The organism is Cupriavidus sp. PB-02 (assembly GCF_058252315.1).
Genome location: NZ_CM177694.1, coordinates 2,827,792 through 2,853,448 on the forward strand (window position 1 = coordinate 2,827,792; position 25,657 = coordinate 2,853,448).

A 25,657-nucleotide genomic window follows, 5' to 3' on the forward strand; every position below is an offset into this window, starting at 1 on the left:
GTGCCCCGCGCGGCAGGCGCGCGGGGGGACCCGGTTATTACAGGTCCAGCAGCAGGCGGGCCGGATCTTCCAGCGCGTCCTTCATGGCGACCAGGCCGAGCACGGCTTCGCGGCCGTCGATGATGCGGTGGTCGTAGGACATTGCCAGGTAGTTCATCGGACGGATCACGATCTGGCCGTCTTCCACCACCGGGCGGTCCTTGGTGGCGTGCACGCCCAGGATGGCCGATTGCGGCGGGTTGATGATCGGGGTCGACAGCATCGAGCCGAACACGCCACCGTTGGAGATCGAGAAGGTACCGCCGCTCAGTTCGTCCAGCGACAGCTTGCCGTCACGGGCCTTGACGCCGAACTCGGCGATCTTCTTCTCGATGTCGGCCAGGCTCATCTGGTCGGCATTGCGCAGGATGGGCACCACCAGGCCGCGCGGCGAGCCCACGGCGATACCGATGTCGAAGTAGCCGTGGTAAACGATGTCGTTGCCGTCGATCGAAGCGTTGATCAGCGGGAACTTCTTCAGCGCGTGCACCGCGGCCTTGACGAAGAACGACATGAAGCCCAGCTTCACACCGTGTTCCTTCTCGAAGCGGTCCTTGTACTTGTTGCGCAGGTCCATCACCGGCTTCATGTTCACTTCATTGAAGGTGGTGAGGATGGCGTTGGTGGATTGCGACTGGAGCAGGCGCTCGGCGATACGGGCGCGCAGGCGGCTCATCGGCACGCGCTCTTCCGGGCGGTCGCCCAGCGCGGCAAAGTCGACCGGGGCCGAAACCTGCTGCAGCGCCGGCTTGGCCGCGGCCGGAGCCGGGGCGGCCTTGGCGGCCGGGGCAGCTGCGGCGGCCAGCGCGTCACCCTTGGTGATGCGGCCGTCCTTGCCGGTGCCGGCGACCTGGCCAGCCGACAGGCCGGCTTCGGCCATCAGCTTGGCAGCCGACGGCATGGCCACGCCGCCAGCGGCGGCAGGAGCGGCGGCGGCAGCGGCCGGTGCCGGGGCAGCGGCGGCAGGAGCCGGAGCGGCAGCAGCCGGAGCGGCGGCGCCAGCGGTGGCTTCGGTGTCGATCTTGGCGATGATCTCATCGGCCACGACAGTGTCGCCGTCGTTCTTGACGATCTGCGAGAGCACACCAGCCGACGGGGCCGGCACTTCCAGCACGACCTTGTCGGTTTCGATTTCGATCAGGATTTCGTCCTGGGCGACGGCTTCGCCAGGCTTCTTCTTCCAGTTAAGCATGGTCGCTTCGGCGACCGATTCGGACAGTTGCGGAACCTTGACGTCAACAATAGCCATGGTTGTGAATTCCTCGTGTTATGCGTGTTGTCTTTATGCTGGCAATGCCACGGTGAGCACCTGCGCGCGTCGCCGTGGCTGCCGCTTGATTTACTTGGTCAGAACAAAACCCTTGAGCTTGGCGAAGGCAGCATCCAGCAGCGCCTTCTGTTGCTCGTTGTGCTTTGCGTAGTAGCCCACCGCCGGCGAAGCCGAGGCGGGACGACCGGCATAACCGAGCTTCTGGCCATCCGTCATGTTTTCCATGATGTAGTGCTGCACGAAGAACCAGGCACCCTGGTTCTGCGGCTCATCCTGGCACCACACGATTTCGGTGGCGTTCGGATACTTCTTCAGTTCCGCGGCAACAGCCTTGTGCGGGAACGGGTACAGCTGTTCCAGGCGGATGATCGCGGCGTCGTTGGCCTCGCGTTCCTTGCGCGTGTTGACCAGGTCGTAGTAGACCTTGCCCGAGCACATGATGACGCGCTTGACCTTGCTGGCGTTCAGTTCTTCCTGGTCGGCGATCACGGTCTCGAAGTGGCCCTTGGCCAGCTCCGACAGCGACGACACGGCGTCCTTGTTACGCAGCAGCGACTTCGGCGTCATGATCACCAGCGGCTTGCGGAACAGGCGGATCATCTGGCGGCGCAGCAGGTGGAAGATCTGGGCCGGCGTGGTCGGCTGGCAGACCTGCATGTTGTGGTCCGCGCAGAGCTGCAGGAAGCGCTCGATACGGGCCGAGCTGTGTTCCGGACCCTGGCCTTCGTAGCCGTGCGGCAGCATCAGGGTCAGGCCCGAGGCGCGGCCCCACTTCACTTCGCCCGACGAGATGAACTGGTCGATCACCACCTGGGCGCCGTTGACGAAGTCGCCGAACTGGGCTTCCCAGATCACCAGCGCGTTCGGTTCGGCGGCCGAGTAGCCGTATTCGAAGCCGAGCACGGCCTCTTCGGACAGCACCGAGTCGATCACCGTGAACGGTGCCTGGTTCTCCGACACGTTCTGCAGCGGCACGTAGCTGCCGGCATCCCAGCGCTCGCGGGCCTGGTCGTGCAGCACGGAGTGGCGGTGGGTGAAGGTGCCGCGGCCGGCGTCCTGGCCGGTGATACGCACCGGATAGCCCGACGACACCAGCGAAGCGAAGGCCAGGTGCTCACCCATGCCCCAGTCCAGCGGCTGGTCGCCGCGGCCCATGTTGGCGCGGTCCCTGACGACCTTTTCCACCAGCGGGTGCAGCTTCAGCGTCTCAGGCGTGGTGGTGATCCGTTCAGCCAGGCGCTTCAGTTCGGTCACCGGCACGGCCGTGTCGGCGGCGTCGGTCCACTTGCGGTTCAGGAACGGCATCCAGTCCACGGCGAACTTGTTCTTGAAGTTCGACAGGACGGGGTCGGCGGTGTGCTTGCCGGCGTCCATCGCGGCGCGGTATTCCTTGACCTTCTCGTCGCCGAACTCGGCCGGGACCAGCTTCTGCGCGGCCAGCTTTTCGGCGTACAGCTTGCGCGTGCCGGGGTGCTGGCCAATCTTCTTGTACATCAGCGGCTGCGTGACCGCCGGGGTGTCCTGCTCGTTGTGGCCCAGCTTGCGGAAGCAGATGATGTCGACCACGACGTCCTTGTTGAATTCCATGCGGAAATCAACGGCCAGCTGCATGGCGTACACCACGGCTTCGGGATCGTCGCCGTTCACGTGCAGCACAGGGGCCTCGATCATCTTGACCACGTCCGTGCAGTACAGCGTCGAACGGGCGTCGCGCGGATCGGAGGTGGTGAAGCCGATCTGGTTGTTGATGACGATGTGCATCGTGCCGCCCGTGCCGTAGCCGCGGGTCTGCGCGAGGTTCAGCGTCTCCATCACCACGCCCTGGCCGGCAAAGGCGGCGTCGCCGTGCACTTGCACCGGCAGCACTTCCTTGTGGCCGACTTCGCCGCGGCGTTCCTGGCGGGCCTTGGCCGAGCCTTCCACCACCGGGTTGACGATTTCCAGGTGCGACGGGTTGAACGCCAGCGACAGGTGGACCGGGCCGCCGTCGGTCGAGACATCGCTCGAGAAGCCCTTGTGGTACTTGACGTCACCGGCCGGCAGGTCGTCGACGTGCTTGCCTTCGAATTCGGCGAACAGGTCGGCGGGCATCTTGCCCAGCGTGTTGACCAGCACGTTCAGGCGGCCGCGGTGGGCCATGCCGATCACGATTTCCTGCACACCCTTGCTGCCGGCGTGCTGGACCAGTTCGTCCATCGCGGCGATGAAGCTTTCGCCGCCTTCCAGCGAGAAGCGCTTCTGGCCGACGTACTTGGTGTGGAGGAAGCGCTCCAGGCCTTCGGCCGCGGTCAGGCGGTCGAGGATGTGCTTCTTCTTCTCCAGCGTGAAGACCGGCTTGGAACGCGTGGTTTCCAGGCGCTCCTGCCACCAGCGCTTTTGCGCCTGGTCGCTCACGTACATGAATTCGGCGCCGATGGTGCCGCAGTAGGTTTCGCGCAGGTTGTTGAGCAGATCGCGCAGGCTCATCGACTCCTTGCCAAAGTACGTATTGCTGGCATTGAAGACGATGTCGAGATCAGCTTCGGAAAAACCGTAGAACGCGGGGTCCAGATCCGGCAGGGGCGGACGCTCCTGGCGCTTGAGCGGGTCCAGGTCGGCCCAGTGCGAACCGATGTTGCGGTAGGCGGCGATCAACTGGGTGGCAGCGACGCGCTTGCGGCCCATGTCGGAATCGGCCGAGGCAACGATGGTCTTGATGGGGCCTTGCTTGGCGCGCTCGGCGAACGAGGCAACGATAGGGGCGTGGGCGACATCCCGGCCGTTCGAGCCGTCGACGGCGGGAACGTTCTGCATGGCGTCGAAGTACGAACGCCAGTTGTCGGGAACCGAGGCGGGATTCTGGAGGTAGGCTTCGTACAGTTCTTCGACATACGGGGCGTTACCGCCGAAGAGGTACGAATTGCTCTGATACTGCTGCATCATGGGACGCTCACTATTCTCCGGGAATGCCGGAGTTCAGCGGGTTATTCAACCTTCCGCGACACGGCTTGACCGGTTAGCGGATTGCAAACAACTCTTGGGAGCCCAACTGAGGCGCTTACGCAAACGGCACCATTAGGTGCCGGATGTGCTGGCGTCCTCACAAGGCCCGAAAGGGCAAGTTGTGCGGGGAAGGACCTAAGTCTTCACGGCGGTAAGCATAGCATGTTTGCTTTGCAGGCATGTTGACTTTTCGCGATACGAAACCCTGTGGCACGACAATTCGTCGCGCCATCGGCGTTTTCGCAACATCTGCACAACAATTAGAATCGCGACTCTATCTGGTCCACCGCGTCGGTGATCAGTCCGTCGAGCCCCCATTCAAGCAATTGCGCTGCCCGCGCCGGGTCGTTCACGGTATAGCTGAGCACCCGATAACCAGCCGCATGCGCGGCGGCGATGACGTCGGCATCGAGCTCACGGTGGTTGGCATCCAGCGCCACGCAGCCCAGCCGGCACAGCCGCTCAGGCCAGTCCGAGGGCAGCTTGTCGAGCAGCAGCGCGCGCGGCAGGTCAGGCGCCACGCGCGCGGCCGCGGCCAGTGCCTCTTCGGAAAAGGACGACAGTAGCGGCGGCACCGCGGCGCCCGCCCACAGCGATTGCGCATCGAGCGCCACCGCCGCGCCGGTGCGGTCCTCGGTACCGGGCACCGGCTTGATCTCGAGATTGACCATAAAGCCGTTGGCCTGCGTATAGCGCGCGATGGCGGCCAGCGTCGGCACCGGCTCGCCGGCGTAGGCCGCGCTGTGCCAGCTGCCGGCGTCGAGGTGCGCGAGCTCGCCCAGCGTCAGCGCATCCACCCTGCCCTTGCCACTGGTGGTGCGGTCGAGCGTGGCGTCGTGCATCAGCACCGCCTTGCCATCTGCCGACAGCTTCACGTCGAACTCGAACATCCGGTAGCCGAAGCCCGCGCCATGGCGGAACGCGGCCAGCGTGTTCTCTGGCGCGAGCTTGCCGGCGCCGCGATGCGCGATGTAGCGGGGATACGGCCAGGCCTGCGCTGCCTGCTGAGTGTCTGCTGCGTGTGCCATGTCAGGCCTCGATGCGCTTGCCGGTGTCCGGCGCAAAGAAATGCAGGTGGTCGGCCGATGACGTCACCGGCAGCCGGTCGCCGGCGCGCACGCGCGCATGGCTTTCCAGACGCACCACCACCGGCTGGCCGCCGAGCGAGCCATAGGCGAAGGAGTCCGCACCGAGCGCCTCGACCACGCGCACATCGACTTCAGCGATAGCCTCGTGCGTCGCGCACGGCTCGATATGCTCCGGCCGCAACCCGAGCAGCGCCTGCTCCGGCAGGTGCAGCCCCATCGGCAAGTGACCCAGCGTGGCCGTGGCCGCGTCGCTGCCCTCCTTCGCCACCACGCGCATCTGCGCGCTGCTGTCGCCGGCGGCGTTGCGCACTACCGGGATCAGGTTCATCGGCGGCGAGCCGATAAAGCCGGCGACAAAGGTGCTGGCCGGGCGCGAATAGACTTCCAGCGGCGTGCCGATCTGCTCCACGCGTCCTGCGTTGAGCACCATCATGCGGTCGGCCAGCGTCATCGCCTCAACCTGGTCGTGGGTCACGTACAGGCTGGTGGTGCCCAGACGGCGGTGCAGTTCCTTCAGCTCCAGCCGCATCTGCACGCGCAGCTTGGCGTCCAGGTTGGACAGCGGCTCATCGAACAGGAATACCGCCGGCTCGCGCACGATGGCGCGGCCCATGGCCACGCGCTGGCGCTGTCCGCCCGAGAGCTGGCGCGGCTTGCGCTCCAGCAGCGGCGCCAGTTCCAGGATGCCGGCAGCGTGTTTCACGCGCTGCTCGATCTCGGCCTTGGGCATGCCGCGGATCTTCAGGCCGTAGGCCATGTTGTCGTACACGCTCATATGCGGATAGAGCGCGTAGTTCTGGAACACCATGGCGATGTCCCGCTCGGCCGGCTCCAGGTCGTTGACGACCTTCGCGCCGATATGGATCTCGCCACCGGTGATGGTTTCCAGACCCGCCACCATGCGCAGCAGCGTGGACTTGCCGCAGCCCGAGGGGCCGACGATGACGATGAACTCGCCGTCGGCGATCTCCATGTCGATGCCGTGCACCACCTGGACGTTGCCGGCGTAGGTTTTCTGAACGTTGCGAAGCGACAGTTTTGCCATTGCTTTTTTCCTGCGGGCGACCGGCGTCCTCAGACGCCTTGTCGCATCGCCTTATTTTTCCGTTTCGACCAGGCCCTTGACGAACCACTTCTGCATCAGCACCACCACCACCGCCGGCGGGATCATCGCCAGCATCACGGTGGCCATCACCAGGTTCCAGTCTGTGGCCGCGTCACCCGAGCGCGAGATCATCTGCGTCACGCCCACCACCACCGGCGTCATCGACTTCTGCGTCGTGATCAGGAGCGGCCACAGGTACTGGTTCCAGCCGTAGATAAACTGGATCACAAAGAGCGCCGCGATGCTGGTGCGCGACAGCGGCAGCACCACGTCCCAGAAGAAGCGCAGCGGCCCGGCGCCGTCGATCCGCGCGGCCTCGGCCAGTTCGTCCGGGATCGTCAGGAAGAACTGGCGGAACAGGAAGGTGGCGGTGGCCGATGCGATGATCGGGATGGTCAGGCCGAAATAGCTGTCGAGCATGCCCAGGTCGGACACCACCTTGTAGGTCGGCAGGATCCGCACCTCAACCGGCAGCATCAGCGTGATGAAGATCAGCCAGAAGAAGGTCTTGCGCAGCGGGAACTTGAAATAGACGATGGCGAAGGCCGAGATGATCGAAATCGCGATCTTCCCGAGCGCGATGCCCAGCGCCATGATCAGGCTGTTCTTCATCATGGTCGAGACCGGCGAAGCGGCCTCGCCCACGCCCTGGAACAGCACGGTGCGATAGTTCTCGAACAGGTGGCTGCCGGGGATCAGTGTCATCGGCGCATCAAGCACCTCCTCGGCGGTCAGCGTGGATGCCACGAAGGTCAGGTACACCGGAAACACCACCACCACGATGCCGAGGATCAGCACCACGTGGGTCAGGAAATCCAGGAGGGGACGTCGTTCTACCATGGGTGTCTCCGTCAGTACTGGACCTTGCGTTCCACGTAGCGGAACTGCACCACGGTCAGCGCGATCACGATCACCATCAGCACCACCGACTGCGCGGCGGAGCCACCGATATCCATGCCGCGGAAGCCGTCATGGAAGACCTTGTACACCAGCGTGTTGGTCGAATTGAAGGGGCCGCCGTGCGTGACCGCGTCGATGATCGCGAAGGTGTCAAAGAACGCGTAGACCACGTTGATCACCATCAGGAAGAACGTGGTCGGCGACAGCAGCGGGAAGATGATCGACCAGAACCGGCGCCACGGGCCGGCACCGTCGATGGCCGCGGCCTCGATCAGCGAGCGCGGGATGCTCTGCAGCCCGGCGAGGAAGAACAGGAAGTTGTAGCTGATCTGCTTCCAGGCCGCAGCCAGCACCACCAGCAGCAGCGCCTGGTTGCCGTTGAGCAGGAAGTTCCACTCGATGCCCATCTTGCGCAGCGCGTAGGACACCACGCCCAGCGTCGGGTTGAACATGAACATCCACAGCACGCCGGCCACCGCCGGCGCGACCGCATACGGCCAGATCAGCAGGGTCTTGTAGCCCACGGCCGCGCGGATCACGCGGTCGGCAAAGTAGGCCAGCGCCAGCGCGGTGGACAACCCCACCACCGTGACACCGATGGCGAAGATCGCCGTGATCTGGAACGACTCCACATACAGCGAGTCGTTCCACAGCATGCGGAAGTTGTCGAGGCCGACGAACTCCAGGTTGATGCCGAAGGCATCCTGCTGCAGCATAGATTGGTACAGCGCCTGCCCGGCTGGCAGGAAGAAAAAGATCAGCGTGATCGCGATCTGCGGCAAGACCAGCAGATACGGCAGCCACGGCGAGCGGAAAACAACGCGTTTTTCCATAGACGGATTCCGGCGGATGCCGCGGGTCGCGGCATCGGACTAGGTACAAAGCTGCAGCCGGCCCGATGAGGCCGGCCACAATGCAAGCGGGCGGAGGTTTCGCCGCCGCCCGCTTGTCACATCAGCTTGCTGGCAATGCCGCGCTTACTCGCGCGCGGTCTTCTGGAAGCGTTCCAGCAGGTCGTTGCCGCGGGCAACGGCCGAGTCCAGCGCTGCCTTGGGCTCCTTCTTGCCGGCCCAGACGGCTTCCAGCTCCTCGTCCACCACGGTGCGGATCTGCACCAGATTGCCCAGGCGCACGCCGCGCGACTTGTCGGTGGTCTTGACCACCATCTGCTGCACCGACACATCGGCACCCGGGTTCTTGTCGTAGTAGCCCGACTTCTTGGTCAGTTCGTAGGCCGCCGTCGTCACCGGCAGGTAGCCGGTGGCCTGGTGCCAGTCGGACTGGATCTCAGGGCGCGACAGGTAATTGAAGAACTTGGCCACGCCCTTGTACTCTTCCGGCTTCTTGCCGCCCATCACCCACAGCGAAGCGCCGCCGATGATAGTGTTCTGCGGCGCGCCCTGCACGTCCGGGTAGTACGGCAGCTGCGCCACCGCGAACGCAAACTTGGCGTTCTTGCGGATATTGGCCAGCGATGCCGACGAGCCGGTGAACATCGCGCATTCGCCGTTATAGAACTTGGCCTGCGACTCGGCCTTGCGGCCGCCGTAGCTGAAGTAGCCCTTCTTCACCATGTCCTGCAGGTTGGTGATGTGCTTGACATGCAGCGGGCTGTTGAACACGAGGCGCGCATCGGTGCCACCGAAGCCGTTGTTCTTGGTCGCGTACAGCGTGTTGTGCCAGGCCGAGAAGCTCTCCAGGTGGACCCAGCCCTGCCAGTCGGTGGTGTAGGCGCAGTTGGTGCCAGAGGCCTTGAGCTTGGCCGAGTACTGCATCACTTCCGGCCAGGTCTTGGGCGGCTTCTCCGGGTCCAGGCCGGCCTTCTTGAAGGCGTCCTTGTTGTAGTAGAACACCGTGGTCGAGCTGTTGAACGGGAACGACAGCATCTCGCCCTTGGATGAGGTGTAGTAGCCCGCCACCGCCGGGATATAGGCCTTCTGGTCGAATTTCTCGCCGGCGTCCTTCATCACCGCCGACACTGGCTTGATCGCGCCCTTGGCGCTCATCATGGTGGCGGTGCCGACCTCGAACACCTGCAGGATCGCCGGCGCGCCACCGGCGCGGAAGGCGGCGATGCCCGCGGCCATGGTTTCGTCGTAGTTGCCCTTGTTGACCGGCACGATCTTGTAGTCGGACTGGCTGGCGTTGAACTTGTTGGCGATCTCGTTCACCTTGTCGTTCAGCGCGCCTTGCATGGCGTGCCACCATTGGATTTCAACGGCGGCCTGGGCGCTGCCGGCCCCGCTCAGGGCTGCCAGCGCTGCGAATTTGAGCGCGGTACGGGAAAAGGACATCAGTGGCTCCTGGTGTTGTCTGGTGGTCGGTCGAAAATCCCGACACTATGTGATTCTTTTATGACAGCGGCATGTTACGCCTGTCGCACCCGGGCAAGCAAATCAGCAACTTCACCAGTACGCGGCATTTTGCAGTGCAATAACGGACGAAGACGACGGGAGCCCAGTTACAATGGCCCGCCATGCAATCCCTGAACAAGCTCTCTAATTCCGTGCTGCAGCGCGTGCGCGGCGTGCTGACCGACATCGACGGCACGCTGACCACCGACGGGCGTCTGCCCGCCTCCACCTACCTGGCGCTCGACGGCCTGCGTCAGGCCGGCCTGCATGTGATCCCAGTCACCGGGCGCTGCATCGCCTGGGCGGAAATTCTGACCCGGCTGTGGCCGGTCGACGCGATCATCGGCGAAAACGGGGCCTTCTATTCGCACCTGAACAATGGCCGGCTGCAAACCCGTTTTCTCGACGATGCCGAGACCCGCGCGCGCAACCTGAAGCGAATCCATGCGCTGGGCGAGCGGATCCTGCGCGAGGTGCCGGGCTGCGCGCTGGCGTCAGACCAGGCCTGGCATGCGGCCGACCTGGCGATCGATCATGCGGAAGATGTAGAGCCGTTGCCTGAGGAGGCCGTGGCGCGCATTGCCGAAATCATGCGCGAAACCGGCATGACCGCCACCGTCAGTTCTATTCACGTCAATGGTTGGTTCGGCCGGCATGACAAGCTGTCGATGAGCAAGCTGTGCGTGGCCGAGTTGCTTGGCGAAGACCTGGACGCACGCCACGACGAATGGCTGTTCATCGGTGATTCGGCCAACGATGCGACCATGTTCGCGCATTTTCCGCTGTCGGTCGGGGTGGCCAATGTGCGGGACATCCTGCCGCAGCTTCCGGTGCCGCCGGCTTTTATCACGGCTGCCGCGGGCGGTGAGGGCTTTGCCGAGATGGCGCAGCGGCTGGTCGAGGCGCGCGGCTGAAGCGTCGGCGCAAGAAAAAGGCCGGGATCCCGGCCTTTTTCTTTGGTGCACTGCCCGCTCAGTCGAAGCCCAGTTCCTGCAGCTTGCGCGTGATGGTATTGCGCCCGATGCCGAGGCGGGTCGCGGCCTCGACGCGGCGGCCTCGCGTCACGCCCAGTGCGGCCTCGAGCACTGCCTTCTCGAAGCGCCGCGTCAGCACGTCCATGACCTCCGGCTGGCCAGACTCCAGCATCGCGCGGGCCTCGCCGGCCAGCAGGCTTTCCCAGCCGGCCGCGGTCGAAACCGGCGCGGCCGTCGCCACCGGTCCAGCCCGTACTGCGGTGGCGGTGTCGCCCTCCGCCACCGGCATGGCAAACCCACCATAGTCGGCCAGCTCGTGCGCGCCTTCGTATTCGGCTGTACGCACCTCGGCAACACGCTCCGGCCGCGGCGCATTGATGGGCTCCGACGTCCCTGCTTCCAGCATCTCGCGCGGCAGGTCCTTGACCTCGATGGTCTGCGCCGGCGCCATCACGGTCAGCCAGTTGCACAGGTTCTCAAGCTGGCGCACGTTGCCGGGGAACGGCAGCGTGCTGACGTAGACCAGCGCCTCGTCGGACATGCGCTTGGGCTCGACGCCCAGTTCCTTGGCACTCTTCTGCAGGAAATGACGGGCCAGCAATGTGATGTCTTCCGGGCGTTCGCGCAGGGGCGGCAGGCGCAGCCGGATCACGTTCAGGCGGTGGAACAAGTCCTCGCGGAACAGCCCTTCCTTGACGCGCAGCTCCAGATTCTGGTGCGTTGCAGCAATGACGCGGACATTGGCGCGCAGCGGGTTGTGGCCGCCGACGCGATAGAAGTTGCCATCGGACAGCACACGCAGCAGGCGCGTCTGCAGGTCGAACGGCATGTCGCCGATTTCATCGAGGAACAGCGTGCCGCCCTCGGCCTGCTCGAAGCGCCCCCGACGCATGGTCTGCGCGCCCGTGAAGGCGCCGCGCTCATGGCCGAACAGTTCGGATTCCAGCAGGTCCTTGGGGATGGCCGCGGTATTGAGCGCGATAAAAGGCCCGTTGGCGCGCGGGCTGTGCTTGTGCAGCGCGCGCGCGACCAGTTCCTTGCCGGTGCCGGACTCGCCGGTGATCATCACCGTCACGTTGGACTGCGACAGGCGCCCGATCGCGCGGAACACGTCCTGCATCGCCGGCGCCTGGCCGAGGATCTCGGGCGCGTCGACCAGGCGGTCGTCCAGCTCTTCCTCGCGCAGGCTTTCCTCCAGCGCGCGGCGGATCAGTTCGACGGCCTTGTCGACATCGAAGGGCTTGGCCAGGTATTCGAAGGCGCCGCCCTGGAACGCGGCCACGGCGCTGTCCAGGTCCGAGTACGCGGTCATCACGATGACCGGCAGTCCCGGATGACGCGCCTTGAGGGCCTGCAGCAGGTCCAGGCCGGAGCCGCCCGGCATGCGGATATCGGAGATCAGCACCTGCGGCTGGTCTTCCTCCAGCGCGGCGAGCACGTCCCGCACATTGGTGAAGCTGCGCGAGAGCAGGCTTTCACGGGCAAGGGCCTTTTCCAGGACCCAGCGGATTGATTGATCGTCGTCGACTATCCAGATCGGCTTCATGTGCGTCGCTTGTCTGCTCGGTGTCATTTGGTCTTCCGCATGGCCCGCCCACGGCGGGTACACGATCGCTCGCGGACGCCAGCGAAGCGGCTGGTGCAACGAGCTAGTGCAGCGGCAGCAGGATGCGGAAGTCGGTACAGCCCGGCCTGCTCTCGCATTCGATCAAGCCCTCGTGCTGCTGCACGAAGGTTTGAGCGAGTGTGAGACCGAGACCGCTGCCGCCATCCCTACCCGATACCAGTGGATAGAAAATGCGTTCGCGAATGTCTTCGGGGATTCCCGGGCCGTTGTCGATCACATGCAAGTCCAATGCCAGCTTGAACAGCCGCTTCGCAATCGTGACCTGGCGTGCGACGCGCGTGCGCAGCACGATCTGCGCATCACCGCGCGCGATGTGGTCGGCCAGCGCCTGCGCGGCGTTGTGCACGATGTTAAGCACCGCCTGGATCAACTGCTCCATGTCGCCCTGCAGCTCGGGCAGGCTGGCGTCGTAGTCGCGCACAATGTCCAGCCCGTTCGGAAACTCCGCCAACACCACCGAGCGCACGCGCTCGAGCACCTCGTGGATATTCAGGCTCGACACGATATGCGGATGCCGGTGCGGCTCGAGCAGCCGGTCCACCAGCGTCTGCAGCCGGTCCGATTCCTTGATGATGACCTGCGTGTACTCGCGCAGCGAGCGCTCGGGCAGCTCGAACTCCAGCAGCTGCGCCGCGCCGCGGATGCCACCGAGCGGGTTCTTGATCTCGTGGGCCAGGTTGCGGATGAGTTCTTTGTTGGCGGCGGTGAGGTCGAGGATGCGCTCTTCGCGGTCGCTGCGCACCTTCTGTTCGTTGGGCAGGATCTCCACCACCACGGTGTCGCCGACCGTTTCCAGCGCGGCGATCACCACGTGCACGTGGAGCGGCTCCTGCAGCGGCGGATGCAGGACCAGGTCCTGCCGGCGCACGTCGAACTGCCGCGTGACCACGGTATCGAGCATGCTTTGCAGCTCGTCGGAGCGGCCAAACAGGTCGGGCAGCTTCAGCTCGACCATGCCTTTGCGCGACACACCGAAGGTCGCCTCGGCGGCCGGATTCGCGTAGACCACCTGCAGCCCCGGCTGCCGTACCAGCAGCACCGGGTTGGCCACCACGTCGAGGCCGGCATGGTAGGCCACTGCCCCCATGCTCAGCACCTGGGCACTGGCCTCGGGCTGGGCCAGGCCTGGCGCCGGCGTCTCGCCACCGGCGCCGCTGACCTTGCGCGACACACCGCGAATCAGACGACGCATAAGACTAGTCCTTCAGGTTGCCAAGCTCGCGCCGCAGCGACGCCGCATTGGCCTCGCTGCGCGAGATGTCGTCGCGCAGCGCCGCTGTGCGATCGAGGTATTTCTGATAATTGCGCTCATTACCCTGACGCTCCGGCTGGCCGTTGTTGTACTCGGTACGCAGCGCCTGCAGCTTGGCCTCTTCGGCCTGCAGCTCCTGCGTGAGCACCGCGCGGCGCTCGCTGTCGCGGCTCTTCTGCGTGGCGCTGTCCACACGCGGAAAGCTGGTGTTGCTGGACGTGGCGCTGCTACCGCTCTTCGCCGACGGTGCCGCCACGCGTCCGCCCGGCACGGTCACCACCTCGGGCAGGTTCAGCTTCTTGCAGCCCTTGCCGGCATTGCCGTTGCGGTACTCCGGTACCCCATTGGGTCCGGTGCAGACATAGACATCGGAGGACTGCGCACGCGGCTGGCCCGCCCAAGTACCGAGCGCCAGCGCCACGGCACTCACCAGAACAGGGAATCCGATACGAATTTGGTGCAATGACGTGGCCCGACTGGCAGTGCGCGAAGTGGCGTCCATGGACATGGCTTGAGGTTTGAACAGGGATGGGATCGGGATAGGATCGGATTCCCCATTCTAGCGAGCAAAGCAAAAAGGGACAGCCGAAGCCGCCCCTTTCTGGTGCAACTGTTGCCCGATCACAACCTGCGTCATTCCCGGGCGAGGGCCACTTACAGCGAGTAGTACATCTCGAACTCGATCGGGTGCGTGGTCATGCGGAAACGCGTGACTTCTTCCATCTTCAGTTCGATGTAGGCATCGATCATCGAGTTCGAGAACACGCCGCCGCGGGTCAGGAACTCGCGGTCGTTGTCCAGGTACTCCAGCGACTGATCCAGGCTCGAGCAGACGGTCGGGATCTTTGCATCCTCTTCCGGCGGCAGGTCATACAGGTTCTTGTCGGCGGCTTCGCCCGGGTGGATCTTGTTCATCACGCCGTCCAGGCCGGCCATCAGCAGTGCCGAGAAGCCCAGGTACGGGTTCATCAGCGGATCCGGGAAGCGGGTCTCGATGCGGCGGCCCTTCGGGTTGGCCACATACGGGATACGGATCGAAGCCGAACGGTTGCGGGCCGAGTAAGCCAGCTTCACCGGAGCCTCGAAGCCCGGCACCAGGCGCTTGTACGAGTTCGTCCCCGGGTTGGTGATGGCGTTCAGCGCGCGGGCGTGCTTGATGATGCCGCCGATGTAGTACAGCGCGAATTCCGACAGGCCGGCGTAGCCGTTGCCAGCGAACAGGTTCTGGCCGTCCTTCCACACGGACTGATGCACATGCATGCCCGAGCCGTTGTCGCCAACCACCGGCTTCGGCATGAAGGTAGCGGTCTTGCCGTAGGTGTGGGCGACGTTCTGGATCACGTACTTCTGCAGCTGGGTCCAGTCGGCGCGCTGCACCAGCGTGCTGAACTTGGTGCCGATTTCGTTCTGGCCCTGGCCGGCCACTTCGTGGTGGTGGACTTCAACGGGGATGCCCAGCGATTCCAGGATCAGGCACATTTCCGAACGCATGTCCTGGAAGGTGTCGATCGGGGCAACCGGGAAGTAGCCGCCCTTCTTGCCCGGACGGTGGCCGCTGTTGCCGTGCTCGAATTCCTTGCCCGACGACCACGGGGCTTCTTCGGAATGGATCTTCACGAAGCTGCCTTGCATGTCGACGTTCCAGGTCACGCCGTCGAAGATGAAGAATTCGGGTTCCGGGCCAAAGTAAGCGGTGTCGCCCAGGCCGGTGCTCTTCAGGTAGGCTTCGGCGCGCTTGGCGATCGAGCGCGGGTCGCGGTCATAGCCCTTGCCGTCCGACGGCTCGACTACGTCGCAAGTCAGCACCAGCGTCGGTTCTTCGTAGAACGGATCGACGTTGGCGGTATTCGGATCCGGCATCAGCAGCATGTCCGAAGCTTCGATACCCTTCCAGCCGGCAATCGACGAACCGTCGAAGGCGTGGCCGCTTTCGAACTTGTCTTCATCGAAGTGCGACACGGGCACGGAGACGTGTTGCTCCTTGCCTTTGGTATCGGTGAAACGGAAATCGACGAACTTGACGTCGTTTTCCTTCACCAGCTTCATCACGTCTGCAACGCTGTGGGCCATGCCAATCTCCTGGATATTCGGCGGAAGTCTGAGAAAGCCAATTCTTGGGCCTGTCGCCACCGGCACCGCTGCATAGTTGCCGCGCCGATCCGACCAGCCACGAAAGGACGAGGAATGTTAGCAGAAAGCATGCCAAGCAAACGCAACCTCTGCCACGCCCGGCCCGAAAAATGTGCAAGTCCGGGCGAACCGCGCACCGTGGCGGGGTTGGCGAGTAATGTCGAGCGACGACAATTCCCTGCCGGGTGGCGCACCAATAACACGCGAAAACGCGTGGCACCTCCCTATAAAACACCACAATGGTGCAATCAGCAAGTTGTCGCACCGTATCAGTGCGTACGCACCAAAATCGACCGGAACCTGCCCGCCGGTGACGCACTCCCGCGAGCAATCAGTCGCCGGGCCTTCGTGGCGCTATAGAATAGTGTGCTGCGGTCCTTCCGTCCGCCCCGGTTTGCCCCTATTCCATCCCTGTAATTTGTCACGCAGATGACCACCCGAGACGATCTCCTTCAGGCTGCCAGCCAGCGCCAGCAACAAAGCCAGCTCCCGTATTTCGGCGCGCTGTCTCCGCAGGAAGCCTATGCGCTGCTGCAGAACGACCCTTCCGCCGTGCTGGTCGACGTGCGCACACAGGCCGAACTGGACTGGGTGGGCGGCGTCGACTTGCCCGACGCGCAGTTTGCGCACGTCGAGTGGATGACCTATCCGGGCGGCGCGCAGAACGGCCGCTTCATCGACGAACTGAAAGCACGCGTGCCGGCCGATGTGCCGGTGCTGTTCCTGTGCCGCAGCGCCGCGCGTTCCAAGCACGCCGCGCGCGTGGCCACCGAAGCCGGCTACCGCTTCGCCATGGACGTGCTGGAGGGTTTCGAGGGCAACCGCGATGCGCAGCACCACCGCAAGACCGTCGAGGGCTGGTGCATGCACGGCCTGCCGTGGCACGGCGCCTGAGCGCCGCCGCGGCGTGAATGAAGAAGGGGCAGCCTGGGCTGCCCCTTTGTTTTTACTGCGCAGTGCGCCGTGCCCAGGCCTGCGCCTATGCCTGCGCGGATTCCCGCGCAGGTTGCTCCACCGTTTCGAAGCCCATCGCCTGCACACCCTCGAGCAGCATCGCATAGGCCGGGGCGACCAGCTCGGCCGGGCCCTTGACGCCCAGGTCGATATGCCGGCGCGCGAAGCGGTCACCACGTTGCACGTCGCCCACCGACGGCAGGCTGAACACGCGCACGCCTGGATGCGCCGCCTCGACCTTCTCCATCAGCGGCGTCAGCGTGGACTCGGGCGCCTCGAACACATAGAAGGCGCGCTCCTGCTGCCGCACCTGGTGGAACAGGTGCGCATACTCGTGGTCCAGCACCCACTCCATCATCGGCCACGCCATCACCGGAAAGCCCGGCATGAAGTGGTGATGCGCCACCGAGAAGCCGGGGATGCGGTTGTAGCTGTTGGGGATGATGCGCGCGCCCTCGGGAAACTCGCCCATCTTGAAACGGTGCTGGTTCTCCGGCAGGTTCAGGTCCGCCTTGATCGGGTCGCCGTTGGCAGTCTCGGCGATGCGCAGCGCGATCTGCTCGCGCGCCTCGGGATGCAGCGCCAGCGGCACGCCCAGCGCGGCGGCGGCGCACTGGCGGGTGTGGTCGTCCGGCGTGGCGCCGATGCCGCCGGTGCAGAAGACCACGTCTGAACCAGCGAACGTGCGCCGCAGCGTGGCGGTGATGCGGGCGCGGTCGTCGCCGACATACTCCGCCCAGTCCAGCGCCAGGCCGCGCGCGCCCAGCAGTTCGATGGTACGGCGCAGGTGCTTGTCTTCGCGCCGCCCCGACAGAATCTCGTCGCCAATGACGATCAGGCCAAAACCCATATTGCCCTCGCTTCAGGAATTTTCGATGCGGCGCACGTCCGACGGCGCCAGGTCGATCACATCGCCGCCCGGCGCCGGGCCGGCCGCCTGCGGGGCCGGTACCGCGGCACGCTCGGCACGCAGTTGCGCCAGCGCGCGCAGGCAGAAGTGGCCGAACCACAGCGCCGAGAAGATAAAGATCAGCACGTAGAGCCACAGCGTGCCGGCCAGCACGAACGGGAACAGGAAGATCACCGCCGCCGACGACACCCACAGCAGCGTCGGCGCCGAGCCCAGCAGGCCCACCGCCACGCCGATCACCAGCAGCGGCGTGCGGTGGCGGCGCACCAGCGTCTTGCGCTCTTCGGCACTGGCATGGTCGGCGAGCGCGTCATAGGTCATCACGCGGTAGGTCAGCCAGCCCCACAGCACCGGCGGGATCAGCGCAAAGAATGGCGGGATCAGCCACAGCGGCAGCGTCACCACCACCAGCAACAGGAAGACGACGGTGCTGCCGAGCGAGTGCAACACGCTGCCGAGCACACTGCCGCCATGGGACTTGCTCAGATCGGGATAGCCGCGCTCGAGATGACGCACTACCGCCGGCACCGAGAACACGCCGATAAACATCAGCATGGAGGCAATCACCAGCGGGACCGCCAGCGCCGCGACAAACAGCGGCGCCACCACGGCCCGCATCGACTGCAGGCCGAACCAGTCCAGCACGCTGTAGATCCAGCTGGTCAGGATGGAGGTTTCGAGGAAGCCGCGCGTGGCGGTCATGATGGGGTCCCAGCCCCACCACAGGAGGCCGCCCCACAGCAGCGTGGCCAGGACGAAAGGCAGCACGGTCAGCATCAGCATGCGGGGATGCAACTGGCTGACGAGGGCGCGGCCAAACGAGCGGAAAATATCGTTCATGCAGTCGATGGCAAACAGGAGGAAAGGCGCCGGGCGCGGCGGAAGTCCGTATGGAAGTCCAGATGTGCCGGACCGGCGGCGACCCGGAACACTAGCATACGCCACTTGCCGCCGCGGCGCGCCATCGGGCGCCGCGGGTGGAGGAATGCCTCGAAACCGCCCGCTTCAGCGCAGCCGCAGCAGGCGCTTGATGCCGTACCACTGGTGGGCCAGGAAGCCCGCGCCGTAGTCGTGGCCCTTGCCCACCGGTGGTGGCAGCTGATCGCGGATGCCGGTCGGGTGGTAGGTCTCGGTGAACACCGCAGTGCCGAACAGCATGTCCCACCACGGGAAGATCACGCCGAAGTTGCAGCCGCCCAGGCGCGTCGGGGCGCCGTTTGCTTCATGCCCGATACCTACCGCGTGGTGGGTGCGGTGAAAGCGCGGCGAAATCAGCAGGCGCTCGCCGAGCGCACCGAAATGCAGCCGCACGTTGGCATGCTGCAGGCTCTGCAGCAGCTGCGACAGCGCCACCAGCAGCACATACTGCGACGGCTCCACGCCAACGCCCAGCGCCACCAGCGCGAACACGAAGTCGCGCAGCATGTCGTCGAGCAGGTGGTTGCGGTTGTCGCTCCATAGCGTCATCTGGCGCTGGCTGTGGTGCACCGCGTGCAGGTGCCACCACCAGCGAAACGTGTGCGACAGTCGGTGGTACCAGTAGTCGAGCAGGTCGAACAGCAGCAGGTAGACGTAGAAGCTGACCAGCGGCACCGAGGTCACGCCCGGCCACCAGTCTTCGACGTTGATGCGGTGCCAGCCCATCAGCCGCACGTGGCCTTCGATGGCGTCGGTCAGCGGCGCCAGCAGGAAGAACATGGCCAGCCGGAACAGCCCCAGCCGATGGATCACCGTATAGAACATGTCGGTGCGGATCGCGGCGCGGTCGGCCACCGGCTCGACCGGGCGCCACTTCTCCAGCGGGCCCAGGATCAGCGCCATCACGACAAGCTGCACCAGCCCCACCAGCAGCCATTCCGTGCCGGTGAAGGCCTCCTCGGCATAGCGGCCAAACCCGAGGTCGTAGACCACGGGCAGCACCACGCCCTGGAACAGCGCGCCTTCGACCAGGCCGATCCAACCGTTGAGCGTCTCCCACATTACCGCCTGCCCTCCTGTTGTCCGTTGGCCTTCGCCGTGCTTGCCGCGTGGCGGGCAATCCAGTCACGGTAGGCCGGATGCTCGCGCAGCGTCGCGAAGCAGAAGCCCTTGCGCTCCAGGCCGGCGAGCAGCGGCTCCAGCACGCCGGGCGCCCAGGGGTCCTTGCGCGACCAGATGCCCAGGTGCGCCATGGTGATGTCGCCGTCGCGCAGGTTGGCCAGCGCGCGCTCGAGCAGCACCGCATTGGGATACCGGTCCGACGCCAGCTCATCGCCCAGAAAACCCGGCGGTGCCCAGCCGACGTGGCGGAAGCCGCACTGCTCGCCCCACTGCAGCGTCTGCGGTGCGGTGCGCCCGCCCGGAGCGCGCCACAGCGGCACCATGTCGGCGCCGGTCATGCCGCGAAAGGCCTCGGCGCTGCGGCGCAACTCGCGGCAGAAGCCGGCGGCGTCCATCGCCATGTCCTTGCCCGCCTGCGCGCCGAACTGCGGCCGCATGGTCACCTGCCCAGCGCGCACGCCGCGCAGGTAGACGTGGTCGAAAGTATGTGTGCCGAAGGCGTGGCCATCCGCCACCAGCGCCTTCCAGTACGGCGCCCAGGACGAATCGAGCGAGCTGTCCTGGCGCACCGTGGGCTCGTTGGCCAGGAAGAAGGTGGCGCGGATATGGTGGCGGCGCAGCGTGTCGGCGATCAACTGCGCCTGGCTCATGCTGCCGGTATCGAAGGTCAGGTACAGCGTGCCGGCCGGGCAGGACTTTGCTGCAGGCTGGCCGGCGTCGGCCGCCTGCAGCGCGGACGGCAACGCGCAGGCGAGCGCCAGCGCGGCCAGGATCTTCCTGAGCCGCCCGGATCGCGAAGCCTTGGTGTCGCGCATGGTTCCTGCCCTGCCTCGTTCAATACAGCGGCGCGCGCGTGCGGAAATAGATACCGTGCGGCGAGCGCCCGACGCGCACGGTCTTGACCAGCTTGCGATTTGCCACGTCGATCAGGCCGACCGAGCGCGCCCAGCGGAAGGTGACCCACAGCGTCTTGCCGTCGGCGGTCAGTTCCATGTCGTCCGGGCCTGGCGGCAGGCCGGTGATATCGCCTATCTTGGTCAGCGTCTGCTGGTCGATGATGCTGATGCTGCCGGTCACGCGGTTGCTCAGGAACAGGTGGCGCTTGTCGCCCACGGCGCGGAAGTTGTGCGCGCCCTTGCCGGTCTGGATCTGCTTGACCACGGTGCGGGTGCGCCAGTCGATCACGGCCACATAATCCGCGCCAGTCATGCCGACCAGCAGGTATTTCTGGTCCGGCGTGACCCAGATGCCCGCCGGCGCCGAGCCGGTCTCCATGCGCCACATCACGTTCTGCGTGACCAGGTCGATGGCGACCACCTCGTTGGAATCCTGCAGCGTAATAAAGGCGATGCGGCTGTCAGTGGTAAAGGCGATATGGCTGGGGGTTTTGGCCAGCGGAAACTGCTTGGCCAGCTTCAGCGCCTTGCCGTCCCAGCGATACAGGTCGACCCGGTCGAGCCGGTTGCCGGTGGCGACGAACCACTTCTGGTCCGGCGAAAAGCCGATCTGGTACGGGTCGTCGATATTCGGCACGCGCTGCTGAACCTTGCCGCTGACCGGATCCAGGAACACCAGGTCATTGCCGACCGCATTGGCGACGATCAGCGATTTGTCGTCCGGCGTCGCGATCAGATGGTGCGGCTCCTTGCCGATCGGGAAGGTGTCGAGAACCTTCTGCGAATCCTTGTCGATCAGCGTGACCGTTGCATCACCCGAATTGAGGATCACCACCACTTCCGCCGATGCCGGTGCGGCCAGCAGGCCCAGCGCCAGGGCGCCCACCGTGATCCCACCAGCCACAACACGACGCAATGCGAACATAAGACCCGCTAAGAGAATACCGAACCGGCGATTCTAACGTTTGGGCGCGGCAATCCGCTGACGTCCCGGCTGACGACAGACAAGAATTCAGCAGAATGTTGCGCCGGCACGACCAACGGCCGCTCACAGCGGCTCCCGGCTGCTCAGCGCTGCATCGATTCCCACACTTTCTGCAGCCGCTTGACCGACATCGGCACTGGGGTGCGCAGCTCCTGGGCGAACAGCGCGATGCGCAGCTCCTCCAGCATCCAGCGGAATTCCTCCAGCCGCGCATCCTCGCCGCCCCGGCCCTGGGTGCGGAGCTGTTTTTCCGCCCGCTGCCACTGCTGCACCAGCGGCGCCATCTCCTGCACGCGCTGGCTGTCGCGCCCCGGGTCACCCTTGAGCTTGTCCACGCGCATGGCGATGCCCTTCAGGTAGCGCGGGAAATGAACCAGCTGCATGTATGGGTTCTCGTCGATAAAGCGCTTGCCCATCAGCCGGCCAATCTGGCTTTCCATGTCTGCGTAGGCCGCGGGGAACGGCTTGGCCTGCAGCAGCTTGCGCGGCAGGCTGGCGTATTCGGCAAGGATGGCGCCCACCAGCCGCGCGATTTCCTGAGCCAGCAGCGACAGCCGGGTGCGCCCTTCGTCCTTGCGGGCATTGAACTCGGCCTCGTTGCGCGGCAGCGGCGCCTGCAGGCAGGCACGTTCCAGCGCCAGCATGACGATCTGGTCGCGCAGCATTTCCTGCGTGCCCAGCGTCATGTACTGCATCGCCATCTGCTGCAGGCCCGGGATGTTCTTCTCGATGAACTTGACCTGCTCGCGCAGCTGCAGCGCGAACAGCCGGCGCAGCCCCAGGTAGTGGATGCGGGCCGCTTCCTGCGGGTCGTCGAAGACTTCCACGTCGCAGTGTGTGCTGCGGTCGACCAGTGCCGGGTAGCCGAACAGGGTCTGGCTGCCCTTGCGGATCTCCAGCAGCTCGGGCAGTTCGCCGAAGCTCCAGCCGGTCAGGTTCTCATACTTGCCAGGCTCGGCCGCGGCCAGCGGCGCCGCCTGGTCCGGGGACTGGGTGGCCGCCTGTGCCGCCGCTTGTGCCGCGACCCGCTGGAACGATTGCTGCGCCTGCCCGCCCAGCTCGCCACGGAGCTGGGCCAGATTGCGGCCCATATCAAGCTGGCGGCCGTGCTCGTCGATCACCTTGAAGTTCATCGAGTGGTGCGCGGGCAGCGTTTCCAGCTTGAAATCGGCGCGCTTGACCATGGTGCCAGTCTGCTCGCGGATATCGGCAATCAGCACGTCGAGCAACTCGCCCTCGCCGAACGGCTGGCGCGCGACAAACCCCGCTGCGTACTCCGGCAGCGGCACGCAGTGGCGGCGCAGCTTCTGCGGCAGCGACTTGAGCAGCAGGTGCACCTTCTCCTTGATCATGCCCGGCACCAGCCAGTCGGCGCGCTCCTGCCGCACCTGGTTGAGCGCGTACAGCGGCACGGTCAGCGTCACGCCGTCGCGGTGGCTGCCCGGCTCGAAGTGGTAAGTCAGCCCCATGTCGACCCCGGCCACGTTCATGGCCTTGGGGAACAGATCGGTGGTGATGCCGGCCGCCTCGTGCCGCATCAGCTCGTCGCGGTTCAGGTAGAGCAGCTTGCGGTCTTTGGCGCTTTCGGCCTGGTACCACTGCTCGAAGGTGGCCTGCTGGTTGATATCCGCCGGGATCGCGCCATCGTAGAAGGCGTAGATCAGCTCGTCGTCGACGAGCACGTCCTGGCGGCGCGACTTGTGCTCCAGGTTCTCGATCTCGCGCACCAGGCGCTGGTTATGGGCGTAGAACGGCAGGCGCGTGTCGAACTCGCCCTCGACCAGCGCGCGGCGGATAAAGAGCTCGCGTGCTTCCTTCGGGTTCATCGGCCCGTAGTGGACGCGGCGATGCTGATAGACCACCAGACCGTACAGCGTGGCGCGTTCCAGCGCCAGCACCTGGCCGGCCTTCTTTTCCCAGTGCGGGTCGCTCCAGCTCACCTTGAGCAGGTGGCCGCCGATTTGCTCGAGCCACTCGGGCTCGATGCGCGCGAGGGTGCGCGCGAACAGCCTGCTGGTTTCGACCAGCTCGGCGGCCACGATCCAGCGCCCCACCTTGCGCGCGATCAGCGAGCCCGGCCACAGGTGGAACTTGATGCCGCGCGCGCCCAGGTATTCGCGGCCCTTGCCGTCACCGTCCTCGATGCGGCAGCCGACGTTCCCGAGCAAACCCGTCAGCAGGGCCTTGTGGACCTGCTCGTAGGTGGGCTCGCTGTCGTTCAGCCGCCAGCCTTGCTCCGTGACCGTGGTCAGCAACTGCGAATGGACATCGCGCCACTCGCGCAGGCGCAGGTGCGACAGGAAGTTGGCCCGGCACTGGTCCTGCAGCTGGCGGTTGGACTTCTTGTGCGCGACCGCGTCCTCGAACCACTTCCACAGCTTGACCCAGCCCAGGAACTCGGACTTCTCGTCCATGAACTTGCGATGCGCCTGGTCGGCGGCTTCCTGCGCTTCCTGCGGGCGGTCGCGCGGGTCCTGCACCGATAGTGCGCTGGCGATGATCAGCACCTCGCGCAGGCAATGGTGCTCGCGCGCCGCGAGAATCATGCGCGCAACGCGCGGGTCCAGCGGCAGCTTGGCCAGCTGGCGGCCGGTGCCGGTGAGCTGATTGGCGTCGTCGACCGCGCCCAGTTCCTGCAAGAGCTGGTAGCCGTCGGCGACGGCGCGGCCCAGCGGTGGCTCGATAAACGGGAACGCCTCGATATCGGTCAGCCGTAGCGCCTTCATGCGCAGGATCACCGCGGCCAGCGACGAGCGCAGGATCTCTGGATCGGTGAAGCGCGGCCGACCGGCGAAATCGGTCTCTTCATACAGCCGGATGCACACGCCGTTGGCCACGCGACCGCAACGGCCGGCGCGCTGGTTGGCGGCGGCCTGCGAGATCGCCTCGACCTGCAGTTGCTCGACCTTGTTGCGGTAGGAGTAGCGCTTGACGCGCGCCAGCCCGGTATCGACCACGTAGCGGATGCCCGGCACCGTCAGCGAGGTTTCGGCGACATTGGTCGCCAGCACGATGCGGCGTGCGTTCGACGGCTTGAACACCCGCTCCTGCTCCTGCACCGACAGCCGCGCGAACAGCGGCAGGATTTCGGTATGCGGCGGATGGTGCTTGCGCAGCGCCTCGGCGGCTTCGCGGATCTCGCGCTCGCCGGGCAGGAACACCAGCACATCGCCGGGGCCCACGCGGCACAGTTCGTCCACGGCCTCGACGATGCCGTCGTAGAGGTCGCGCTCGCGTGCCTGAGCATTGCGCGGCACGCCACCGGGAGGCACGTCCTCGGTGATCGGGCGGTAGCGGACTTCCACGGGGTACAGCCGGCCGCTGACCTCGATCACCGGCGCCGGCTTGCCGTTCGATGCGAAATGCCCGGCAAAGCGCTGCGCATCGATCGTCGCCGACGTGATGATCACCTTCAGGTCCGGCCGCTTCGGCAGGATCTGGCGCAGGTAGCCGATCAGGAAGTCGATGTTCAGGCTGCGCTCGTGCGCCTCGTCGATGATGAGGGTGTCGTACGCGCGCAGCAGCGGATCGTTCTGGGTTTCGGCCAGCAAAATGCCATCGGTCATCAGCTTGACCGACGCGCCCGACGACATGGTGTCGTTGAAGCGCACCTGATAGCCCACATGCTCGCCCAGCGGCGTGCCGAGTTCCTGCGCGATGCGCTTGGCCGTCGAGGTGGCAGCGATACGCCGGGGCTGCGTGTGGCCGATCAGCCCCCCACCCTCGCGACCCGGGCCACGCCCGATCGACAGGCAGATCTTGGGGAGCTGCGTGGTCTTGCCCGAGCCGGTCTCGCCCGACACGATCACCACCTGGCTGGCCAGCAGCGCCGCGGCGATCTCGTCGCGGCGGGCCGAGACCGGCAGGGCCTCGGGGAAGGTAATCGGCGGCAACGGGTTGACGGGCCGCGGCGGCCGCGGCGGCCGCGCCTCGCGGGGCCCGCGCGGCTGGCGCTGGCCGGGCTCGCCGGCTGGACGGCCGGCGGCGGGTTCGGGACGGCCGGCTGGCTGTTTTGCCGGCCCCCTGGCCTGATCTCTGGCCGGCCGGGACTGGGCTGGGGACGCGGACTGGCCGACACCGGCGCTCTGGCGCGGGGAGGCGGGCTTGGGGGGCTGGACTGGACGTTGCTCTGACATTGGCCGGGATTATAA

The 25,657-nt window shown here is 65.6% G+C and carries 18 protein-coding genes and 2 pseudogenes; 2 read left to right on the top strand and 18 right to left on the bottom strand.

What is annotated here, in order from left to right:
• Positions 1–37: 37 nt before the first annotated feature.
• The 7 genes from odhB to ugpB all read right to left on the bottom strand — a co-directional run bounded on the left by odhB (position 38) and on the right by ugpB (position 9,678).
• On the bottom strand, positions 38–1,288 hold the full coding sequence (gene odhB / locus AC10V3_RS13250) for a 2-oxoglutarate dehydrogenase complex dihydrolipoyllysine-residue succinyltransferase (RefSeq protein ID WP_022535729.1): 1,251 nt from the start codon (positions 1,286–1,288) through the stop codon (positions 38–40).
• A 90-nt stretch (positions 1,289–1,378) separates the two neighbouring features.
• Positions 1,379–4,231 carry a 2-oxoglutarate dehydrogenase E1 component gene (locus tag AC10V3_RS13255; protein WP_022535730.1) on the bottom strand — a complete coding sequence of 951 codons (2,853 nt, stop codon included), beginning with the start codon at positions 4,229–4,231 and terminating at the stop codon, positions 1,379–1,381.
• Between the two features lie 320 nt (positions 4,232–4,551).
• Positions 4,552–5,319 (bottom strand): glycerophosphodiester phosphodiesterase, encoded by a 768-nt coding sequence (ugpQ, locus tag AC10V3_RS13260; RefSeq protein WP_490922310.1) that lies wholly within the window; start codon positions 5,317–5,319, stop codon positions 4,552–4,554.
• 1 nt (position 5,320) lies between these two features.
• Positions 5,321–6,424: a sn-glycerol-3-phosphate import ATP-binding protein UgpC gene (locus tag AC10V3_RS13265; RefSeq protein WP_022535732.1), complete on the bottom strand. Its 1,104-nt coding sequence runs from the start codon at positions 6,422–6,424 to the stop codon at positions 5,321–5,323.
• 51 nt (positions 6,425–6,475) lie between these two features.
• On the bottom strand, positions 6,476–7,324 hold the full coding sequence (ugpE, locus tag AC10V3_RS13270) for a sn-glycerol-3-phosphate ABC transporter permease UgpE (RefSeq protein ID WP_022535733.1): 849 nt from the start codon (positions 7,322–7,324) through the stop codon (positions 6,476–6,478).
• Positions 7,325–7,335: 11 nt separating this feature from the next.
• Entirely contained in the window at positions 7,336–8,217 is an 882-nt protein-coding gene (gene ugpA, locus AC10V3_RS13275) for a sn-glycerol-3-phosphate ABC transporter permease UgpA (protein WP_022535734.1), read from the bottom strand.
• 144 nt (positions 8,218–8,361) lie between these two features.
• Entirely contained in the window at positions 8,362–9,678 is a 1,317-nt protein-coding gene (gene ugpB, locus AC10V3_RS13280; RefSeq protein ID WP_022535735.1) for a sn-glycerol-3-phosphate ABC transporter substrate-binding protein UgpB, read from the bottom strand.
• A gap of 182 nt (positions 9,679–9,860) precedes the next feature.
• Here ugpB and AC10V3_RS13285 point away from each other — a divergent pair, with 182 nt between their 5' ends.
• Positions 9,861–10,652 carry an HAD-IIB family hydrolase gene (locus AC10V3_RS13285; protein ID WP_022535736.1) on the top strand — a complete coding sequence of 264 codons (792 nt, stop codon included), beginning with the start codon at positions 9,861–9,863 and terminating at the stop codon, positions 10,650–10,652.
• 58 nt (positions 10,653–10,710) lie between these two features.
• Here the strand turns inward: AC10V3_RS13285 and AC10V3_RS13290 are convergent.
• From AC10V3_RS13290 to AC10V3_RS13310, 5 genes and pseudogenes are all read right to left on the bottom strand, one after another.
• A pseudogene (locus tag AC10V3_RS13290) lies at positions 10,711–10,962 on the bottom strand (helix-turn-helix domain-containing protein); the annotation flags it as partial.
• Positions 10,963–11,120: 158 nt separating this feature from the next.
• Positions 11,121–12,258, bottom strand: a pseudogene (gene ntrC, locus AC10V3_RS13295) (nitrogen regulation protein NR(I)); the annotation flags it as partial.
• Positions 12,259–12,361: 103 nt separating this feature from the next.
• Positions 12,362–13,531, bottom strand: coding sequence for a nitrogen regulation protein NR(II) (gene glnL / locus AC10V3_RS13300; protein ID WP_022535738.1), 1,170 nt, complete (start codon positions 13,529–13,531; stop codon positions 12,362–12,364).
• A 4-nt stretch (positions 13,532–13,535) separates the two neighbouring features.
• Complete coding sequence (locus tag AC10V3_RS13305) at positions 13,536–14,093, bottom strand: hypothetical protein (RefSeq protein WP_041681525.1); 558 nt, start codon at positions 14,091–14,093, stop codon at positions 13,536–13,538.
• Between the two features lie 152 nt (positions 14,094–14,245).
• Positions 14,246–15,661 carry a 3-hydroxylaminophenol mutase gene (locus AC10V3_RS13310; protein WP_022535740.1) on the bottom strand — a complete coding sequence of 472 codons (1,416 nt, stop codon included), beginning with the start codon at positions 15,659–15,661 and terminating at the stop codon, positions 14,246–14,248.
• Positions 15,662–16,150: 489 nt separating this feature from the next.
• On the opposite strand from AC10V3_RS13310, the gene AC10V3_RS13315 reads away from it, so the two are divergent.
• Positions 16,151–16,615 (top strand): rhodanese-like domain-containing protein, encoded by a 465-nt coding sequence (locus tag AC10V3_RS13315; RefSeq protein WP_022535741.1) that lies wholly within the window; start codon positions 16,151–16,153, stop codon positions 16,613–16,615.
• Positions 16,616–16,700: 85 nt separating this feature from the next.
• Here AC10V3_RS13315 and AC10V3_RS13320 read toward each other — a convergent pair whose 3' ends face one another.
• The 6 genes from AC10V3_RS13320 to hrpA all read right to left on the bottom strand — a co-directional run bounded on the left by AC10V3_RS13320 (position 16,701) and on the right by hrpA (position 25,642).
• Positions 16,701–17,525: a competence/damage-inducible protein A gene (locus AC10V3_RS13320; RefSeq protein WP_022535742.1), complete on the bottom strand. Its 825-nt coding sequence runs from the start codon at positions 17,523–17,525 to the stop codon at positions 16,701–16,703.
• Positions 17,526–17,537: 12 nt separating this feature from the next.
• Positions 17,538–18,425 (bottom strand): EI24 domain-containing protein, encoded by an 888-nt coding sequence (locus AC10V3_RS13325; RefSeq protein ID WP_022535743.1) that lies wholly within the window; start codon positions 18,423–18,425, stop codon positions 17,538–17,540.
• Positions 18,426–18,590: 165 nt separating this feature from the next.
• A complete protein-coding gene (locus tag AC10V3_RS13330) occupies positions 18,591–19,565 on the bottom strand; it encodes a sterol desaturase family protein (protein ID WP_022535744.1) in 975 nt (324 codons plus the stop codon).
• Entirely contained in the window at positions 19,565–20,440 is an 876-nt protein-coding gene (locus tag AC10V3_RS13335) for a polysaccharide deacetylase family protein (protein WP_022535745.1), read from the bottom strand. The genes AC10V3_RS13330 and AC10V3_RS13335 overlap by 1 nt, the downstream gene beginning before the upstream one ends.
• 19 nt (positions 20,441–20,459) lie before the next feature.
• Positions 20,460–21,446, bottom strand: coding sequence for a YVTN family beta-propeller repeat protein (locus tag AC10V3_RS13340; RefSeq protein WP_349604283.1), 987 nt, complete (start codon positions 21,444–21,446; stop codon positions 20,460–20,462).
• Positions 21,447–21,589: 143 nt separating this feature from the next.
• Positions 21,590–25,642: an ATP-dependent RNA helicase HrpA gene (gene hrpA, locus AC10V3_RS13345; protein WP_349604281.1), complete on the bottom strand. Its 4,053-nt coding sequence runs from the start codon at positions 25,640–25,642 to the stop codon at positions 21,590–21,592.
• Positions 25,643–25,657: the final 15 nt, after the last annotated feature.

Coding starts and splice junctions, on each gene's coding strand:
- ugpA (WP_022535734.1), bottom strand. CDS start 8,217: ATGGAAAAACGCGTTGTTTTCCGCTCGCCGTGGCTGCCGTATCTGCTG.
- odhB (WP_022535729.1), bottom strand. CDS start 1,288: ATGGCTATTGTTGACGTCAAGGTTCCGCAACTGTCCGAATCGGTCGCC.
- AC10V3_RS13335 (WP_022535745.1), bottom strand. CDS start 20,440: ATGCGCGACACCAAGGCTTCGCGATCCGGGCGGCTCAGGAAGATCCTG.
- glnL (WP_022535738.1), bottom strand. CDS start 13,531: ATGCGTCGTCTGATTCGCGGTGTGTCGCGCAAGGTCAGCGGCGCCGGT.
- ugpQ (WP_490922310.1), bottom strand. CDS start 5,319: ATGGCACACGCAGCAGACACTCAGCAGGCAGCGCAGGCCTGGCCGTAT.
- hrpA (WP_349604281.1), bottom strand. CDS start 25,642: ATGTCAGAGCAACGTCCAGTCCAGCCCCCCAAGCCCGCCTCCCCGCGC.
- AC10V3_RS13340 (WP_349604283.1), bottom strand. CDS start 21,446: ATGTTCGCATTGCGTCGTGTTGTGGCTGGTGGGATCACGGTGGGCGCC.
- AC10V3_RS13325 (WP_022535743.1), bottom strand. CDS start 18,425: ATGAACGATATTTTCCGCTCGTTTGGCCGCGCCCTCGTCAGCCAGTTG.
- AC10V3_RS13265 (WP_022535732.1), bottom strand. CDS start 6,424: ATGGCAAAACTGTCGCTTCGCAACGTTCAGAAAACCTACGCCGGCAAC.
- AC10V3_RS13285 (WP_022535736.1), top strand. CDS start 9,861: ATGCAATCCCTGAACAAGCTCTCTAATTCCGTGCTGCAGCGCGTGCGC.
- AC10V3_RS13310 (WP_022535740.1), bottom strand. CDS start 15,661: ATGGCCCACAGCGTTGCAGACGTGATGAAGCTGGTGAAGGAAAACGAC.
- AC10V3_RS13315 (WP_022535741.1), top strand. CDS start 16,151: ATGACCACCCGAGACGATCTCCTTCAGGCTGCCAGCCAGCGCCAGCAA.
- AC10V3_RS13320 (WP_022535742.1), bottom strand. CDS start 17,525: ATGGGTTTTGGCCTGATCGTCATTGGCGACGAGATTCTGTCGGGGCGG.
- AC10V3_RS13330 (WP_022535744.1), bottom strand. CDS start 19,565: ATGTGGGAGACGCTCAACGGTTGGATCGGCCTGGTCGAAGGCGCGCTG.
- ugpB (WP_022535735.1), bottom strand. CDS start 9,678: ATGTCCTTTTCCCGTACCGCGCTCAAATTCGCAGCGCTGGCAGCCCTG.
- AC10V3_RS13255 (WP_022535730.1), bottom strand. CDS start 4,231: ATGATGCAGCAGTATCAGAGCAATTCGTACCTCTTCGGCGGTAACGCC.
- ugpE (WP_022535733.1), bottom strand. CDS start 7,324: ATGGTAGAACGACGTCCCCTCCTGGATTTCCTGACCCACGTGGTGCTG.
- AC10V3_RS13305 (WP_041681525.1), bottom strand. CDS start 14,093: ATGGACGCCACTTCGCGCACTGCCAGTCGGGCCACGTCATTGCACCAA.